The organism is Segatella asaccharophila, from assembly GCF_054687055.1.
Map to the genome: position 1 here is coordinate 123,744 of NZ_BAACAN010000001.1, position 16,217 is coordinate 139,960.

A 16,217-nucleotide genomic window follows, 5' to 3' on the forward strand; every position below is an offset into this window, starting at 1 on the left:
GTAGGTGTTTTAGGGAAGAAATGCAATCACCAGTTGTTGAATAATTCAAATCCCCACTTTACACCAAATCCCTCAAAATGATGAGCACTTCTTCCACAGAAAATTCCCATAGAGAACAAACGGTTTGTAAATCCGTATCCGATTTCTACGTAAGGAGTTAACTTTCGTATGGAAAGTGCACTGATATAGATTCGTTCCTTTTCCACAACTTGTCCGACGAGGGGTATCCAGGATAGGAGCAGCATCGGCGACTCGTAGGTTGCATTTGCACGGACATAAAATTTGGAAGCGTTGTACCAGTTGGAGTTCAGTAGTTCAAATTCTCCGCTCCATTCATCATTCCATCCTCCGGGAATATAATTTTCCCTGAAGTTGTTATAATCCAGGAAGTACCCATCCTTGCTTTTGTCCGTATATAAGCCCAGTCCTGCTCGCAAAGAAAGGGAACGCATACAAGGCATACGATGGATTTCCTGTCCGTCCAGTTCCCATTTCTCATAATTGATCTTACCCCCCATGAAGCCTTTAATACCTCGTTCATAACTGGCATTGATAATAGGACCATTTATTTCGGATGGGGTATACTGTAATTGTATAAAGGGTGCAGATGAACTGTAACTCGTTGGCTTTCCCGCTTGTATGAATCCTGCCTTTTTCACAGCAGAACGGCGGTGCCAGACAAGACCGCATTGTCCGTCAAGATGGTTCTTGATGATTTGATAGTTCGTACTTATTTTTACACCCAGGTCGTTGAAATAGTCCAGATGCAGTTTGTTCCAATCTATAGAGTCTGTTTTTTGGTCTTTGATCTCATTCAGAATGTTTGAATTTGTGATCCGGTTACCATTGAAGTATTCAATTTTTACCCATCCGTTTTTCTTCTGATTATAGGTAAATGTGACGGGAATATTATAGAGCAGTCTTTTCCATTTAAAAGAGTATCCCATTTTAATGCGAGTAGAGATACTCTGATTAGGGGTAAAGTTGTAATAGCCTTTTACATCGAAACGGTAGATAATCCCTTTATTCCGGGTATAGCCAAAGTAGAGAGGGTTGAAGATCGGATCAATTTTAATATGCCCCTGTTTTTTATCCCCGATGTCAGCATTGATATTGTTCAATAGATTGTTTCCGATGAGATCCCAGAAGATATATTTGCTGAAGTCTTTATCATTTGAGGACTTAATGATGAAAGCATTTTCTTTGGTGCCACTGCTTTGCTGGTTATTCCCAGTTCTTCTTGAGTTTTCTAAAGTTGTATCAGCAGGGACACTCTGGGTACTGGCAGGACCGGCTCTACTTGTCTTTGATTTTTCCATCGAATCATTTACGGCAATGATCTTTTCTTCTTCTTCAGTTAGTGGAATGGGACGTATACTATCCAGGAGCCTTCGACTGTCAGAAAGATGAAAAGTATCTGGGAGAATTGGATGTAGATCGTAGACAGAGGTGATCCAGGAATGGAAGCAGTTGCCTAAAGTGCAGATTTTAGCAATGATGTCACAACGTTTAGGCAATAGTGACTTGATGCCTGCCTTTCCCATCTCGCCTTGCAGCACGAAATGAATCATATCATATTCACCTTCGAAGAAGAAGCGGTCTACTTTTCCTGTATGATCGTCTACGATTACCCATCCCTTAACTAACTGGGTGTTTTTGATTTTAGGTCTGATAAAAAAACGAGTTTGACGGATTCCATATTTAATGGACTGATAATGATAAAACCGTTTGTTGTTTCTCACCAGTGGAGAGAGAATGATACCTTTAAACAAAGTGACGTCATAAAGGCTCGGCTGAAGGTATTCGAAAAGCACAGGCAGTAATTTGTGAGAATGATAGACCGTTGAATACATCAGGAGTGTTTTTGTCTTTGTCATTTCATCCCCGCCCTTGTAATAGATGATGTCTGAAAAACTTTCATTCAGGAAATCGCGCCTGCTATCCCTCGCTACATCATACATGGTGGGGATAGCCAAAAGTAAAGGATTCTTCCTGTCAATATGAGTTCGATATTTCAAATATACATTGGAAAGAAGAGAATCTGGCAGTTCATTTCCCGTCAGCTTGTGAGCATAGGTGAAGACTTGATGAAGAAGCCTTGTGTCAACTTGCTTTTTCCCGAATGATTCTATATCATCTATCATGAAAAATGACAAAATCAGGAATCCTATTATGAATATCCTTTTTTTCTTCACAGTTAAAGTCAAAATAGAAAACAGTAGAGATATTGCTTTTTAAAAAGACCAGTCTCTATCGGGGCAGTAATAGTAGCAATTTACGGCCGGCTTTCGTATTGATCGCTTTGCGGAAAAGACAATATTTATAGGAATAGTTTTTATCAGGTAAAGGGAATAGTCCTCTTTTGCGAAGCCATTCTATGGCATTGTTCAGATGTCTGGAACTTCGTGTGACCTGAATCGTCTGGTACAGATAATCCATGGATAGTTGTGCTACTCTGCGATGTAAAGCTACCCGGTCAGCCTCCGGAAGTTGATCAGACAGATCCTGCAGATGCGCTATTACTCTTTCTATGTCTGTAAGACGAGTGAGATGGTATCGCTTATTCTGCTCATACGCAGCCCCATCCCTTTGCTGCCGGTTGAAACAAGCTTCCGCATCCGTATAGTAAATCCGCTCTCCTCGAAGGCATAATTGAGGGGTGAAATCTTCGTCTTCATGCAGGATTTTTGTGGAGAAACGTAGGCTGCCTAATATCTGTTGCTTGAAAATGTATCCACATACAGATGCCTTCAGGGGGTGATCATGCAGATAGGAACTGCCCGTAACAGGACCTATGAACGTAAAGGATGTTCCAGGTTTTTTTTTCTCTGTTTCTTGAAAGAAAACCAGATCCGGATTATGAAACCTGACAATGTCAAGGCAATGCTCGTAAGGGGCCGTTATCAGATAACTGCTCCCGTTCAGAAACTGAATATAGTTTCCTGTAGCCAGTTGGATGCCGATGTTTCGCGCCTGTGAAAGTCCCATGTCCTTTTTTCTGACATAGATGGTATTCTCGTCCACATCGAACAATTCTCTTGAGGGAGATCGTTTTGAACCATTGTCAATGAGTATGATTTCCCGTTCATTAGGATTTAGAGACAAGGTGCTGATCTGTTGCAGACATTCCTTGAGCATTTCATCGGGGACATCATGCGTCGTAATGATAAAACTTACGAGCGGCGGTACACTGTCTGGTGTATTAATCGACTTAACTGGCATAGTTCTTCTCTTCCTAAAGGGTTCAACATCTTATTTCTCACAGAACTCTCAATCATTTTCCATTGTGGAGTGTAGTGTTACTGAGATACATCCAAAAACTTGTGAAAATACAAGTTCGAATCGCAATGGTTTCGTTGTACAAAGGTACGTATTTCAATTGGAAAATGGAAAGATAAATGAGAAAAGTTATGATGATTATCGTTTTTTGTAAAGTTCACCTGTCAATTCTTGGATTTGTCATTTTCGATCTGTCAGTTTAGTGTTAAACCGATTTAATTTTTCGTTATGATATTGACCTTTTTCAGATAATTTGTTAACTTTGTGCGAAAATTGTTTAGAAAATGATAGTACCCTGTTAAGGTACACAATTGATTCTGTTCATACCTGAAGCAAGGTAGGCATGGAGGTGAAAAGAGAATGGTCAAGTCTGTATTTTAGTGAACTTGTATTTTCTCATGGAAGTGGCAACTTTCAGACTGTACCGATGGTCTGTGGGTGCGTAGGGTGTCTGATGTTAAAGGTGTGGGGATAGTATGTAAGAAGAAAATTCCTTTGGGATTTGTAAGGGCAATTATTTAATATTATATAAGGTTACTCAGTATGGCAAGAATTAAAACGATTGGAGTCTTGACTTCAGGAGGGGATGCTCCGGGGATGAATGCCGCAATTCGTGCGGTGACCCGTGCCGGTATTTACAATGGCTTTATGATCAAAGCAATCTACCGTGGATATGATGGGCTGATCAATGATGAAATTAAACCTTTTACCACAGAGAATGTCAGTGGTATTATCGGAAGAGGAGGAACCATTCTCAGAACATCGCGATCGAAGGACTTTATGACAGAGGAAGGTCGTCAGAAAGCATACGATAATTTAAAAAGCGAAGGAATAGATGCATTGGTGATCATTGGAGGCAACGGGTCTCTGACGGGTGCCATGCATTTTGGTCAGGATTTTGATCTGCCCTGTATTGGCCTTCCGGGTACGATCGACAATGACTTGTTTGGAACAGATAATACGATTGGCTATGATACTACGCTGAACACGATAGTGGAATGTGTTGACCGCATCCGTGATACGGCACAGAGCCACGAGCGTATCTTCTTCGTGGAAGTGATGGGTCGTGATGCTGGTTTCCTGGCTCAGAACAGTGCTGTTGCCAGTGGGGCTGAGGCTGCAATAATCCCTGAAGATTCTACTGACGTCGACCAACTTGCGCAGTTTATGGAGCGTGGTATTCGTAAATCCAAGAAAAGTTGTATCGTCATCGTTTCAGAAAGTCCCAAGTGTGGTGCACTTTACTATGCCGACAGGGTACGGAAAGAGTTTCCTCAGTATGATGTCCGCGTATCTATCCTCGGCCATCTGCAGCGTGGCGGCAGTCCTTCTGCCCGTGATAGGATCCTGGCCAGCCGTACTGGCGTGGGAGCTGTTGAGGCCATTATCCAGGGACAGCGTAACATTATGGTAGGCGTCCGGAATAATGAAGTTACCTATGTACCTTTGAGTGAGGCCGTCCGAAGTGACAAGCCGTTTGATAAAAATCTTATTAAAGTGCTTGACGAATTGAGCATATAGGCTGTTTGAAAGTTCTAGATTATTCTTATTTTTCGGAACAAAACTCATAATTAGTTTGTGGTTTACGAAAATATTGCGTAGTTTTGTGTTCGCGTTAACAAAAAGAACAGATCTTTCAGATCCGATTTTTACAGTTTGAATCAGTTAATAATTTAAAAGAATAAAGCTTATGTCACAAATGAATGGACGCATTTCGCAGATCATCGGACCTGTAATCGATGTATATTTCGATACAAAGGGCCTGGATCCTGAGAAGGTGCTTCCTAAAATCAACGAAGCTCTGACAGTGAAACGTCCTGACGGTCGTGTATTGGTCATGGAGGTGAAGCAACACATCGGTGAGGATACCGTTCGTTGTGTGGCTATGGATAGTACCGATGGCTTGCAACGCGACTTGGACGTTACACCTACAGGCAGTCCTATTGTCATGCCTTCGGGAGAGCAATTGAAGGGTCGTATGCTGAATGTGATCGGCCAGCCAATTGATGGTATGAAAACTCTGGATATGAAGGGGGCTTATCCGATCCACCGGGAACCGCCTAAATTTGATGAGCTCTCAACACGCAAGGAAATGCTGCCTACCGGTATCAAGGTGATTGATTTATTGGAGCCTTACATGAAAGGTGGCAAGATCGGTTTGTTCGGTGGTGCCGGTGTCGGAAAGACGGTGTTGATCATGGAGTTGATCAATAATATCGCAAAGGGGCATAACGGATATTCAGTGTTCGCCGGTGTCGGGGAACGTACCCGTGAGGGGAATGACTTGATTCGTGATATGATTAATTCCGGCGTAATCCGATATGGGGAGAAATTCAGGAAGGCGATGGATGAAGGTAAATGGGATCTGTCTCTCGTGGATCCAGAAGAACTCTCCAAGAGCCAGGCTACGCTTGTCTATGGTCAGATGAATGAGCCACCTGGGGCACGTTCTTCCGTAGCTCTTTCGGGATTGACCATCGCTGAGGAGTTCCGTGATCATGGCGGCAAGAACGGACAGCCGGCTGATATTATGTTTTTTATTGATAATATCTTCCGTTTTACGCAGGCTGGATCGGAGGTGTCTGCACTGTTGGGACGTATGCCTTCAGCCGTAGGTTACCAGCCGACGCTGGCCAGTGAGATGGGGCAGATGCAGGAACGTATTACTTCTACGAAGCAGGGTTCCATCACTTCCGTACAGGCAGTATACGTGCCAGCTGATGATTTGACGGATCCGGCTCCGGCAACTACGTTTACGCACCTGGATGCAACAACATCCTTGTCCCGTAAGATAACAGCACTGGGTATTTATCCCGCTGTGGATCCTTTGGGAAGTACGTCACGTATCCTGGACCCGAATATTATCGGGCAGGCACATTATGACTGTGCCCAGCGCGTCAAAGAATTGCTGGAGAGGTATAATGAGCTGCAAGACATCATTGCAATCCTGGGAATGGATGAGCTTTCAGATGAAGACAAACTTGTCGTCAGCCGTGCACGCAGGGTACAGCGGTTCCTGTCACAACCTTTTACCGTCGCAGAGCAGTTTACAGGCCTGAAGGGCGTGATGGTACCTATCGAAGAGACGATACGTGGTTTCAATGCCATACTGAAGGGTGATGTGGATGATTTGCCTGAACAGGCATTCCTCAATGTAGGGACTATTGACGACGCCATTGCCAAGGGTAAGAAATTGCTTGAAGCTGCCAAGAATTAAATTTGGATAAGGATGCCGTCAGGCATCCTGACTTATACTTTATTATCGCGTATGCTGAAATTAAAAATTATATCTCCTGAAAAGGTGGTGTTTACTGGTGACGTCAAAAGCGTAAGTGTTCCAGGTGCTGCAGGATCTTTTGAAATATTGACGGATCATGCTCCTATTATTTCTTCCTTAAATGCCGGCCGAGTGGAATATACTACTCAAGATGGCCTTAAGAAATTGGATATCCAGGATGGTTTTGTAGAGGTACAGAAGAACGTTGTCTCGTTATGCGTCGAAGTATAGACCCCCGAACAGACAGGATAGCCAAAAAGTACAAGCAATATTCGCTGTGGATTATTGCTGCATTGATGTTGCTGGCCTTGTTTGTCATGCAGATCATGCGGAATACATCCTTTGTAACGGCCTTGGCCGTCACGGTGATCTATTCACTGGTGTGTAATTGGGTTTATGGGGACTGTTGGAAAAAGATAGCGCAGTCCTCTCCGGTGAATTTGATGCGGTTTTATCTTGCCGGTTCGGTACTGCGATTGCTTTTGGCTTTAACGGTTTTCCTCATCTATCTGGTCGTTGTGCGTGAACGGCAGGCCGTTATCGGTTTTGCGGTGATCTTTGCTGCATATTATGTTGTTCTTTTGGCCTTCGATTGCATATACTTTGTCCGTGTAGAGAAAAAAAATAATAAAACAGAATCAGAATGAAAAGAATAAAACTCAAACAATTGTTTTTCATTTTCGTTATGCTTTTGACCCTTGCACCGGTTTCTTCGGTATCAGCAAGACAAAAAATCGATGTGGGAAGCATTTTGTGGGGGCATATTAAAGATTCATACGACTGGCATCTTACCAAGATTGGCAAGACACCTATAGTCATTCATCTCCCTGTGATCGTAAAGAGCAGTACGGGATGGCATGTCTTCTGCAGTAGTCGGTTTAGTGAACAGAAAAATGCTCAGGGGAATCGTCCGGGTCCTTACGGACTTTATATCAAAGACAGCAAGGCAAAGAGTCATCCTGGCAAGATTATGGAGATGGTAAATGGGAAAGAGGTCCGTCCTCTCGACATCTCGATTACCAAGACCGTTTGTGTCCTGTTCATTGATGCCATCTTGCTCTTGATCTGTGTGTTGGTTCCGGCACGGTGGTGCAGACATCATAAATGGGATGATCCGGCGCCGAAGGGTTTCACGGGCCTGATGCACATGTTTATCATGTCTATTTATAACGAGGCTGTTAAAGGTACGATGACGGAAAAGGAATCCGTTACATACGGTCCGTGGCTATTGACTTGTTTCTTCTTTATCTTTCTCGCCAATGTGATGGGTGTCGTTCCTTTTCCACCAGGTGGAGGAAATCTGACGGGAAATATCACTTGTACATTCTTTCTGGGAATTACAACCTTTATTATTACTAATGTTACAGGTTCGAAAGAGTACTGGAAAGATATTTTCTGGCCGAAAGTACCTTTATGGCTGAAGTGTCCGGTACCGTTGATGCCTATTATCAATTTGTTTGGTATCTTCACGAAACCGTTGGCTCTGATTATCCGACTTTTCGCCAACATGATGGCAGGACATGCCATGTCCTTGTCTTTTGCTGCGATGATCTTCATCATGTTCAATATCAGTGAGAATGCAGTGGTAGATGCTGCTGCTGGCACTGGAATGACTGTGGTGAGTGTTGCGATGAGTATCTTTATGATGCTTCTTGAACTTTTGGTTTGTTACATCCAGGCTCTGGTCTTTACGATGTTGAGTGCAGTGTTTATCCATCTGGCTCATGTGAAGGCTGAACCGGAACCGGAAGCAGTGAGAGCATAAATCAAGAATAGAAAAAATTAATAAACAATTAAAAAATCATTATTATGTTATCATTATTATTAGCAGCTGAAGTTGCAAAGTGTGGCGCTGCCATTGGCGCCGGTCTTGCCGTAATTGGTGCAGGTATAGGTATTGGCCGTATTGGCGGTCAGGCAATGGATGCCATGGCTCGTCAGCCAGAAGAACAGTCGAAGTTGTTTTCTTCCATGATCATCGCAGCCGCTCTGGTTGAAGGTGTAGCTTTCTTCGCTATTATCATTGCACTGCTGGCCATCGTCCTGTAATATTGCTATTGATTGTAAACTTTAACCAGTATATATGGATTTATTAATTCCTGATAGCGGTTTGCTTTTTTGGATGACGCTCGTATTCATTATTGTTTTTCTCATCTTGCTCAAATGGGGCTTCCCTTCCATAGTAAAGATGGTCAACAATAGAAAAATGAACATTGACGAGAGTATACGTCATGCCCATGAGGCTGATGAAAAGCTCTCTAATATCCAAAAAGAAGGTGAATCCATTCTGCAGGAATCACGTACAAAACAGGCTCAGATCTTGAAAGAGGCTGCTAGTACACGTGATGCCATTGTCGAGAAAGCACAGGATAAAGCCAAAGAGGAAGGATCACGCCTGTTGAAGGAGGCCCAGACCCAGATCGAAACGGAGAAGAAGAATGCCGTTCAGGATATTCGTTCTCAGGTCGTTTCCCTCTCTGTTCAGGTTGCCGAGAAGATCCTACGCAAGGAGTTGGCTTCTCAAGACAAGCAGATGGAGTTGATTGGCCGACTGCTGGATGAAGTTCCTTCTGAAAACAAGAAAGACTAAAGCTTATGGATTTAGGTGTAATATCGGTTAGATATGCCCGGGCACTCCTCAAGAGTGCTGCGGTGCTGAAAGTCGAAGATCAGGTATACGGCGAGATGCTCTCCCTCTATCAGAGTTATTTCAAAGTGCATGATCTGAAATACACGATAGATAACCCTATGCTCGGAAAAGACAAGAAACTGCATCTTCTTGTGACGGCGATGGGTGGTAACCCATCAGAACTCAGCAAAAAGTTTGTCGCTCTTGTCCTTAAGGAGGATAGGGAAAGCACCCTGCAACTCATGGCTGCTTCGTATATCTCTCTTTACAGACAACAGAAGAACATCACCAGTGGTATTCTTACGACTGCCGTACCTGTAACATCCTCCATTGAACAGAGGATGCAGAAATTGGTAGAAAGTAGGACTAAAGGAACTGTGGAATTCAAGACTGAGACCGATTCGGATATTATCGGCGGTTTTATCCTTGAATATGATACTTATCGGATGGATGCTAGTGTTAAGACCATGCTCCGGACGGTATATTCACAGTTATATAAATAGAGGAAGACGAAAAGAAGTTTTCGAATCCAAACATTAATTTTAATAGAATAAAATGCCAGATAATATTAAACCAAGCGAAGTGTCCGAAATTCTGGAGAAGGAATTACGGGGAATCAACAATGCGGAGCAGTTTGATGAGGTCGGTACTGTGCTCACTGTGGCAGATGGTGTTGCCCGTATCTATGGCTTGCGCAATGTAGAGTCCAGTGAAATTCTTCAGTTTGAAAACGGCACTGAAGCTATTGTCATGAACCTGGAGGAAGACAATGTAGGTTGTATCCTGCTAGGTCCTACAGAAGGCATAAAAGAAGGTGAAAAGGTAAAGCGCACTCACCGGATTGCTTCTATTCGTGTCAATGACAACTTCCTGGGACGTGTCGTTGACCCGCTGGGGAATCCGATCGATGGGAAAGGGAATATTGACTTGACAGAGTCTTTCGAAATGCCCTTGGATCGGAAGGCTCCAGGCGTCATTTATCGTCAGCCTGTGAATGAACCTCTGCAGACCGGTCTGAAGTCCATTGACTCCATGATCCCTATCGGAAGAGGACAGCGTGAGCTGATTATCGGTGATCGTCAGACAGGAAAGACCGCCATTGCCGTTGATACTATTCTCAATCAGAGGAAACTCTATGAGGCTGGCCAACCGGTATATTGTATTTATGTAGCCATCGGGCAGAAAGCATCTACAGTAGCTTCATTGGTCCAGACACTTGAGGATAAGGGTGCTATGCCTTATACGATTGTTGTCAGTGCGACAGCTGCCAATCCTGCCGCCTTGCAGTATTATGCCCCCTTTGCAGGAGCTGCCATCGGCGAATATTTCCGTGACCGCGGATTGTCTGCACTGGTGGTCTATGATGACTTGAGCAAACAGGCTGTTGCCTATCGTGAAATCTCTCTGATCCTTCGTCGTCCATCCGGGCGTGAAGCTTATCCTGGAGATATTTTCTACCTCCATTCCCGTTTGCTGGAACGTGCTGCACGTATCAATGACCAGCAGGAAATTGCAGAAACGATGAATGATCTGCCGGCTTGTATGAAGGGACACGTCAAGGGTGGCGGCTCTCTGACCGCCCTGCCGATTATTGAAACCCAGGAGGGGGATGTTGCTGCCTATATTCCGACCAATGTCATTTCCATTACGGATGGTCAGATCTATTTGGAGAGCAACCTTTTCAACCAGGGGTTCCGGCCGGCTATTGATGTGGGTATATCTGTATCCCGTGTTGGTGGATCAGCACAGATCAAGAGCATGAAGAAAGTTGCCGGTACACTGAAGATTGACATGGCCCAGTATCACGAGTTGGAGAGCTTCTCTCAATTTGCCAGTGACATGGACTCTGTCACAGCTATGGCTTTGGATCGTGGCCGTAAGATCAACCAGTTGCTGATCCAGCCTCAATACAGTCCTATGCCTGTAGGTGAGCAGATTGCTATTTTATACTCTGGAGTACATGGACTGTTACATGATGTCCCCGTGGATAAGGTCCGCAACTGTGAGAGTCAGTTCCTTGATGCCATGCGTTCACAGCATCAGGATGTCTTGAATACTCTCGGTAGTGGAAAATTGCTTGATGAGGATATAAAGACCATTGAGGAAGTAATGGCTAATGTGGCCGGTCAGTTTAAAGTTAAAGCATAATAGCCCATGCCTTCATTAAAAGAGATAAAAACCCGTATCGCCAGTGTAAAGAGTACTCGTAAGATTACGAGTGCGATGAAGATGGTGGCGTCTTCTAAACTTCATCATGCTCAGGTAGCGATTCAAAATATGCTGCCATACGAGAATTTACTTGAACATATTCTCAAGAGTTTCTTGGTGTCCATGCCTGAACCTGAGAGTGTGTTTCAGAATCAGCGTGAAGTGAAGACGGCTGCGTTGATTGTTTTTAGCTCCAACAATTCTTTGTGTGGAGGCTTTAATGCGAATGTCATCAAAATGATGTGGACGGCCGTGCAGGAATATCAGGCCAAAGGCATCAAGGTACTCATCTATCCTATAGGTCAGAAGGTCGCTGAGGCGGTCAGGAAGTTAGGACTACAATCCATTGGTAATTATCAGGATCTTGTAGATAAACCTAATGCACAGCAATGTGAAAAAATCGGCCGGGATGTTGCACTGAAGTTTCTGAAAGGAGACCTCGATCATGTGGAACTGATCTACCATCACTTTAAGAGTGCGGGCCGTCAGATCCTTACTCGTAAGGTGTTCCTGCCCATAGATCTCTCCACAGAGGCTATTGGCGCAGATAATGATCGTGACCTGTCCTCCAATAAAACCTCTGCCCGGGTACAGGAGTATTTGAGAAAGAAGAGGGAAACGGAACAGAGGGGAAAGATCCAGGTTGCTCAATTGAATGATGATTTCATTATTGAGCCAGACTTGAAAACTGTCCTTCAGTCTTTGGTTCCTAAATTATTGCATTTGATGATCTATACAGCATTGCTGGACAGTCTGGCCAGTGAGCACGCTGCCCGTATGGTAGCCATGCAAACGGCAACAGATAATGCAGATGATATTCTTCATAATCTGAATCTGCAATACAACAAAAGCCGCCAGCAAGCCATTACAAATGAACTGCTGGATATGGAAGGTGGATCAGTCAGAAACTGATACACCTCTAAACATAAGAAACGGGATACCCATTTGGCATCCCGTTTTTTTTTGTTTCCTGATAAACAACTTTATCTCCTCAATTTTGGGTTCTTCCCCTTCTGAAAAGGATAGTTTTCAGATTTTATGACCTGTCATTTCCTTTTTACAGATTTCCTCAATGAAGAACTTATGTATTGAAGGATCGCAGTTCAGTTCCGGGTGGAAGGCTGTCACGAGTTGGTTGCCTTCACGGGCGGCTACGATATGACCTCCGACGGTAGAGAGTATTTCGGTATTTCCACCTACAGATTGGATGTAAGGGGCACGGATAAAAGTCATGGGGATCTTTTCTCCGACATGACGGACCGTGGCTTCAGTATAAAAACTCCCTGTCTGGCGTCCATAGGCATTGCGGCATACCGTAATATCCATGGTGGAAATCCTGTCAAAGTTTTCTCCGCTTACTCTTTTGGCGAGCAGGATCAGTCCTGCGCAAGTGCCGAAGACTGGAAGTCCCTTTTTTATGGAATCACGAACAGGATTCAACAGATTAAGGTCCTGGAGGAGTTTAAGTTGTGTCGTGCTTTCTCCACCGGGAATGATCAGTGCATCTTTCTTTTGCTGCCAGTCAGACAACTGCCTGATTTCAAAAGTTCCAATGCCCAGTTCCTGTAACATCTTTTCGTGTTCTATGAATGCTCCCTGGAGAGCCAAGACTGCAATTCTCATTGGTTATTTTCCTCTTTCCGCCATTAATACAGATATTTCTTCTTCATTGATGCCGACCATAGCTTCGCCGAGGTCCTCGGAAAGTTCGGCCAGTTTTTTCGGATCTTTGTAATTGGTTACGGCCTTGACGATAGCATCTGCCCGCTTGGCAGGATTGCCACTTTTGAAGATACCACTCCCCACGAATACACCTTCTGCGCCAAGTTCCATCATCAGGGCTGCATCAGCAGGAGTGGCAACTCCTCCCGCAGCAAAGTTAACCACTGGCAATTTCTTATGATCATGGACATATTTAACGAGAGAATAGGGGGCCTGCAGATTTTTGGCTGCTTCATAAAGTTCATCTTCCTGCATGGAGGACAGGCGGCGGATTTCACTTTGCATGATTCTGATATGTTTAACTGCCTGAACGACATCTCCTGTACCTGGCTCACCTTTGGTTCTGATCATCGTGGCGCCCTCTGCGATGCGCCGCAGGGCCTCACTCAGGTTTCTTGCACCACATACAAAGGGGACCTCAAATTTAGTTTTGTCTATGTGATAGACATCATCAGCCGGAGAGAGTACTTCACTCTCATCAATATAGTCAATGTCGATAGCCTGCAGGATTTGTGCTTCTGCGATATGACCAATACGGCATTTGGCCATGACGGGGATGGATACGGCTTTCTGAATGCTCTTGATCATTTTTGGATCACTCATGCGGGATACTCCGCCGGCAGCGCGAATGTCAGCGGGAATTCTTTCCAGGGCCATTACGGCACATGCACCGGCATCTTCGGCAATTTTAGCTTGTTCTGGTGTTGTCACGTCCATGATTACACCGCCCTTTAGCATCTGGGCCAGATTGCGGTTTAAAGTTTGTCTGTCTTCTTTCATTTCTCAATTGGATTTTAAATGAATGATATGATAAATGATCCCAGCCCTTTTTGATCCGAATAAAAGTGCAAATGAATTGTTGTTTTTATCCGTTCGGGCTGAAGTTGTACTATTTCAATGCGATTTCCGGTAGGCTACCGGTGTCATACGGGTCTGTTTCTTGAAAAACTTCGTGAAGTGAGCCTGTGAATGGAAATGAAAATCGTAGGCGATTTCCTGAACAGTTTTGCGAGTAGTCTTCAATTCCATTTCGATAGCATCTGTGATGGTTTTATCGATGATGCTTTTGGGAGACTTCCCTGATATTCGATGTGTGACCTGTGCCAGATAACGGCTGCTCACATTGAGGCAGTTGGCGTAGAAGGCAACATCACTGTTTGTATGGAAGTGACGGCTTACAGTATCGATGAATTCATTATATAGGTCTGTACTTCTACTCAGTGGTCCTTTGGCGCGTGATACTTGCAGATTGATGTATTCACGGGCTTCACGGACTGCCTCCTGCTCTGTAAGCCCCCTGCTCAGATAGACCGCAATGGCTGAGGAGAACGCATTGGTCTGTCCGTGCATCTGGTGATCGTCCAGATAGAGGACATGAACATCATGGTCTTCTCCCAGTATCAGCTCCGCCTCGTGTTTACGCAGGATAACTATTGAGCAGAGCGGGAGCAGCAGGTGGCGGATCTGCATGATCACATCATCGGACATGAGTTGGTCACCGTTGCTGGAATAGGCTATAGGATCATAGAGAACATACCGTGGCTTATACTGGATGAGCTCCTCTACGATTGCCTGTAATGTGTTCACATTGCGGATCATGCCTATCTTGACGACATCCGGCTGCATATCATTGATGATCGCCTCCATCTGTCCCTTGACGATCTCTGCCGGAACATCATAGAAGGCCTGGATGCCCAGTGTGTTTTGAACCGTAATGGAAGTGATGGCTGACAAGGCATAACCTCCTAAGGCAGATATGGTCTTGATATCAGCCTGTACACCAGAACCTCCGGTGCTGTCAGAACCTGTGATGGTCAAAATAGTGGTCATTGCCTGTTTTCTGTTCGGTTGCAAAGTAACGGAATTTTGTCAGAATAGCAAAATTCTGTTCCCGTTTTGGCAAAAGAAACGAAACTTTGTATAACAATTTATGAATTTCCAGCAGTTTCTGTTACCTTCTGCACAAGGTGTCTCATAGGGTGTCCTGCCCAGGAGGTATCCTCAGCATATCGGAATCCTAATGAGCGATAGAGCCTTTCTGCCCCTGGATTACCCTGATCTACAAGCAATCCTACCGTACTTATTCCTAATCGGTATGCTTTGGCAGCCGTAGCCTTCAATAAGGCTGTTGCGATGCCTTGATGACGGAAGGGCTCAGCTACACATAGGCTGTCTACATAGAGTTCACCTGCATGGGTCTCTTCTTTCATTTGACTATGGTCTATGTTAAAGACCTTTTTAGCCTTTTGAATAAAAGGTCTGCGGAGGCGTTGAAAATCTGCTCCGTCATAGGATACACAGGCTCCTGCCACCTGCCCGTTACTATCAATAGCTACCAGGGTGTTCCGGTAACTATACAGGGTTTCTTCCTCTGCGACCAACTGGCTGATGAGATAATGAAAATCCTCCAAAGTATGTTCTGGCCCTGCTAAATATTGGCAGCACTCTGCATCCATTGCTTCCATGATCAGAGTTGAAATGGCATCCTTTTCGGTAATCCTGGCTTTCCTGATGTTCATCGTGATCCGATCTGAAGTGATTTGAGAGGTGTGCCACTTAACGTGAAGACAGTTATTCTTCCGTTTTCATAGACGGCAAAGGTTGGGGGATTGCCACCTTTGGGAAAAGTGATGGATCCTGTATTACAGATGATAGGTTGTTCTGGCTGGTCACCTTTTCCCGGTTCTTCCGGGGTGAGCTCCCAGTAGTGGGTGTGGCCGTAAAAGACGGCATCAAAATGTCCTTGGGGGAGATGGCCCTTTTGATAGATATGACCGTGGGTAAGCAATAATTTCTTTCCTTCGTCAACGAGAAGCATATAGGTTTGCTGAATAGGAAAATGAAGCAGCATCTGATCTACTTCAGAGTCACAGTTGCCCCGTACTGCTATGATCTCGTCAGCCATACCGTTGAGAATTTCTGCAATACCTTTGGGATCCAGTCCTTCCGGAATACGGTTGCGGGGACCATAGTTCAAGATGTCTCCCAGAATACAGAGCATGTCAAAATGCTGTTGGTGATAGATTGCCAGGGCTTTTTGTAATGCCGGCAAGGAGCCGTGAATGTCTGATAGGATAAAATATTTCATAGAGTTGTCTTTGT

17 protein-coding genes are annotated in these 16,217 nt (G+C 44.5%); 10 read left to right on the forward strand and 7 right to left on the reverse strand.

The genetic code is table 11. From position 1 onward, the window contains the following. Positions 1-26: 26 nt before the first annotated feature. Both ACYRYG_RS00450 and ACYRYG_RS00455 read right to left on the reverse strand, forming a co-directional pair. The gene (locus ACYRYG_RS00450) at positions 27-2,144 is read right to left on the reverse strand and encodes a DUF5686 family protein (RefSeq protein ID WP_293422661.1); all 2,118 of its coding nucleotides are present in this window, start codon (positions 2,142-2,144) and stop codon (positions 27-29) included. A 106-nt stretch (positions 2,145-2,250) separates the two neighbouring features. Continuing rightward, positions 2,251-3,222 (reverse strand): glycosyltransferase, encoded by a 972-nt coding sequence (locus tag ACYRYG_RS00455; protein ID WP_293415704.1) that lies wholly within the window; start codon positions 3,220-3,222, stop codon positions 2,251-2,253. Between the two features lie 600 nt (positions 3,223-3,822). Between ACYRYG_RS00455 and pfkA the strand changes: the two genes are divergently transcribed. The 10 genes from pfkA to ACYRYG_RS00505 all read left to right on the forward strand — a co-directional run bounded on the left by pfkA (position 3,823) and on the right by ACYRYG_RS00505 (position 12,305). Then, positions 3,823-4,800 (forward strand): 6-phosphofructokinase, encoded by a 978-nt coding sequence (gene pfkA / locus ACYRYG_RS00460; protein WP_293415702.1) that lies wholly within the window; start codon positions 3,823-3,825, stop codon positions 4,798-4,800. A gap of 169 nt (positions 4,801-4,969) precedes the next feature. After that, positions 4,970-6,496: a F0F1 ATP synthase subunit beta gene (gene atpD, locus ACYRYG_RS00465; protein WP_293415700.1), complete on the forward strand. Its 1,527-nt coding sequence runs from the start codon at positions 4,970-4,972 to the stop codon at positions 6,494-6,496. A 51-nt stretch (positions 6,497-6,547) separates the two neighbouring features. Beyond that, the gene (gene atpC / locus ACYRYG_RS00470) at positions 6,548-6,787 is read left to right on the forward strand and encodes an ATP synthase F1 subunit epsilon (protein WP_293415698.1); all 240 of its coding nucleotides are present in this window, start codon (positions 6,548-6,550) and stop codon (positions 6,785-6,787) included. Further along, positions 6,772-7,203, forward strand: coding sequence for a hypothetical protein (locus tag ACYRYG_RS00475; RefSeq protein ID WP_293415696.1), 432 nt, complete (start codon positions 6,772-6,774; stop codon positions 7,201-7,203). The genes atpC and ACYRYG_RS00475 overlap by 16 nt, the downstream gene beginning before the upstream one ends. Then, positions 7,200-8,321, forward strand: coding sequence for a F0F1 ATP synthase subunit A (locus ACYRYG_RS00480; protein WP_293415694.1), 1,122 nt, complete (start codon positions 7,200-7,202; stop codon positions 8,319-8,321). The genes ACYRYG_RS00475 and ACYRYG_RS00480 overlap by 4 nt, the downstream gene beginning before the upstream one ends. A 44-nt stretch (positions 8,322-8,365) precedes the next feature. Continuing rightward, on the forward strand, positions 8,366-8,605 hold the full coding sequence (gene atpE / locus ACYRYG_RS00485) for an ATP synthase F0 subunit C (RefSeq protein WP_293415692.1): 240 nt from the start codon (positions 8,366-8,368) through the stop codon (positions 8,603-8,605). 34 nt (positions 8,606-8,639) lie between these two features. Next, a complete protein-coding gene (gene atpF / locus ACYRYG_RS00490) occupies positions 8,640-9,146 on the forward strand; it encodes a F0F1 ATP synthase subunit B (RefSeq protein ID WP_293415690.1) in 507 nt (168 codons plus the stop codon). A 5-nt stretch (positions 9,147-9,151) separates the two neighbouring features. Further along, positions 9,152-9,688 (forward strand): F0F1 ATP synthase subunit delta, encoded by a 537-nt coding sequence (locus ACYRYG_RS00495; RefSeq protein WP_293415688.1) that lies wholly within the window; start codon positions 9,152-9,154, stop codon positions 9,686-9,688. A gap of 52 nt (positions 9,689-9,740) precedes the next feature. Beyond that, positions 9,741-11,333 (forward strand): F0F1 ATP synthase subunit alpha, encoded by a 1,593-nt coding sequence (gene atpA / locus ACYRYG_RS00500; protein ID WP_293415686.1) that lies wholly within the window; start codon positions 9,741-9,743, stop codon positions 11,331-11,333. A 6-nt stretch (positions 11,334-11,339) separates the two neighbouring features. Further along, positions 11,340-12,305 carry a F0F1 ATP synthase subunit gamma gene (locus tag ACYRYG_RS00505; protein WP_293415684.1) on the forward strand — a complete coding sequence of 322 codons (966 nt, stop codon included), beginning with the start codon at positions 11,340-11,342 and terminating at the stop codon, positions 12,303-12,305. Positions 12,306-12,422: 117 nt separating this feature from the next. Here the strand turns inward: ACYRYG_RS00505 and pdxT are convergent, their stop codons facing one another. From pdxT to yfcE, 5 genes are all read right to left on the reverse strand, one after another. After that, complete coding sequence (gene pdxT, locus ACYRYG_RS00510) at positions 12,423-13,016, reverse strand: pyridoxal 5'-phosphate synthase glutaminase subunit PdxT (protein ID WP_293415682.1); 594 nt, start codon at positions 13,014-13,016, stop codon at positions 12,423-12,425. 3 nt (positions 13,017-13,019) lie between these two features. Further along, positions 13,020-13,895, reverse strand: coding sequence for a pyridoxal 5'-phosphate synthase lyase subunit PdxS (gene pdxS / locus ACYRYG_RS00515; RefSeq protein ID WP_293415680.1), 876 nt, complete (start codon positions 13,893-13,895; stop codon positions 13,020-13,022). Between the two features lie 114 nt (positions 13,896-14,009). Continuing rightward, positions 14,010-14,945, reverse strand: a complete 936-nt coding sequence (locus ACYRYG_RS00520; RefSeq protein ID WP_293426711.1) for a hydroxymethylpyrimidine/phosphomethylpyrimidine kinase — start codon at positions 14,943-14,945, stop codon at positions 14,010-14,012. 98 nt (positions 14,946-15,043) lie between these two features. Further along, on the reverse strand, positions 15,044-15,634 hold the full coding sequence (locus tag ACYRYG_RS00525; protein WP_293415676.1) for a GNAT family N-acetyltransferase: 591 nt from the start codon (positions 15,632-15,634) through the stop codon (positions 15,044-15,046). Next, the gene (yfcE, locus tag ACYRYG_RS00530) at positions 15,631-16,203 is read right to left on the reverse strand and encodes a phosphodiesterase (protein ID WP_293425195.1); all 573 of its coding nucleotides are present in this window, start codon (positions 16,201-16,203) and stop codon (positions 15,631-15,633) included. Before yfcE ends, ACYRYG_RS00525 begins: the two co-directional genes overlap by 4 nt. Positions 16,204-16,217 lie beyond the last annotated feature (14 nt).

What these genes read in the sequence shown, in the direction of transcription:
- ACYRYG_RS00450 (WP_293422661.1), bottom strand. Translation starts at nt 2,144, where the DNA reads ATGATAGATGATATAGAATCATTCGGGAAAAAGCAAGTTGACACAAGG.
- ACYRYG_RS00455 (WP_293415704.1), bottom strand. Translation starts at nt 3,222, where the DNA reads ATGCCAGTTAAGTCGATTAATACACCAGACAGTGTACCGCCGCTCGTA.
- pfkA (WP_293415702.1), top strand. Translation starts at nt 3,823, where the DNA reads ATGGCAAGAATTAAAACGATTGGAGTCTTGACTTCAGGAGGGGATGCT.
- atpD (WP_293415700.1), top strand. Translation starts at nt 4,970, where the DNA reads ATGTCACAAATGAATGGACGCATTTCGCAGATCATCGGACCTGTAATC.
- atpC (WP_293415698.1), top strand. Translation starts at nt 6,548, where the DNA reads ATGCTGAAATTAAAAATTATATCTCCTGAAAAGGTGGTGTTTACTGGT.
- ACYRYG_RS00475 (WP_293415696.1), top strand. Translation starts at nt 6,772, where the DNA reads ATGCGTCGAAGTATAGACCCCCGAACAGACAGGATAGCCAAAAAGTAC.
- ACYRYG_RS00480 (WP_293415694.1), top strand. Translation starts at nt 7,200, where the DNA reads ATGAAAAGAATAAAACTCAAACAATTGTTTTTCATTTTCGTTATGCTT.
- atpE (WP_293415692.1), top strand. Translation starts at nt 8,366, where the DNA reads ATGTTATCATTATTATTAGCAGCTGAAGTTGCAAAGTGTGGCGCTGCC.
- atpF (WP_293415690.1), top strand. Translation starts at nt 8,640, where the DNA reads ATGGATTTATTAATTCCTGATAGCGGTTTGCTTTTTTGGATGACGCTC.
- ACYRYG_RS00495 (WP_293415688.1), top strand. Translation starts at nt 9,152, where the DNA reads ATGGATTTAGGTGTAATATCGGTTAGATATGCCCGGGCACTCCTCAAG.
- atpA (WP_293415686.1), top strand. Translation starts at nt 9,741, where the DNA reads ATGCCAGATAATATTAAACCAAGCGAAGTGTCCGAAATTCTGGAGAAG.
- ACYRYG_RS00505 (WP_293415684.1), top strand. Translation starts at nt 11,340, where the DNA reads ATGCCTTCATTAAAAGAGATAAAAACCCGTATCGCCAGTGTAAAGAGT.
- pdxT (WP_293415682.1), bottom strand. Translation starts at nt 13,016, where the DNA reads ATGAGAATTGCAGTCTTGGCTCTCCAGGGAGCATTCATAGAACACGAA.
- pdxS (WP_293415680.1), bottom strand. Translation starts at nt 13,895, where the DNA reads ATGAAAGAAGACAGACAAACTTTAAACCGCAATCTGGCCCAGATGCTA.
- ACYRYG_RS00520 (WP_293426711.1), bottom strand. Translation starts at nt 14,945, where the DNA reads ATGACCACTATTTTGACCATCACAGGTTCTGACAGCACCGGAGGTTCT.
- ACYRYG_RS00525 (WP_293415676.1), bottom strand. Translation starts at nt 15,634, where the DNA reads ATGAACATCAGGAAAGCCAGGATTACCGAAAAGGATGCCATTTCAACT.
- yfcE (WP_293425195.1), bottom strand. Translation starts at nt 16,203, where the DNA reads ATGAAATATTTTATCCTATCAGACATTCACGGCTCCTTGCCGGCATTA.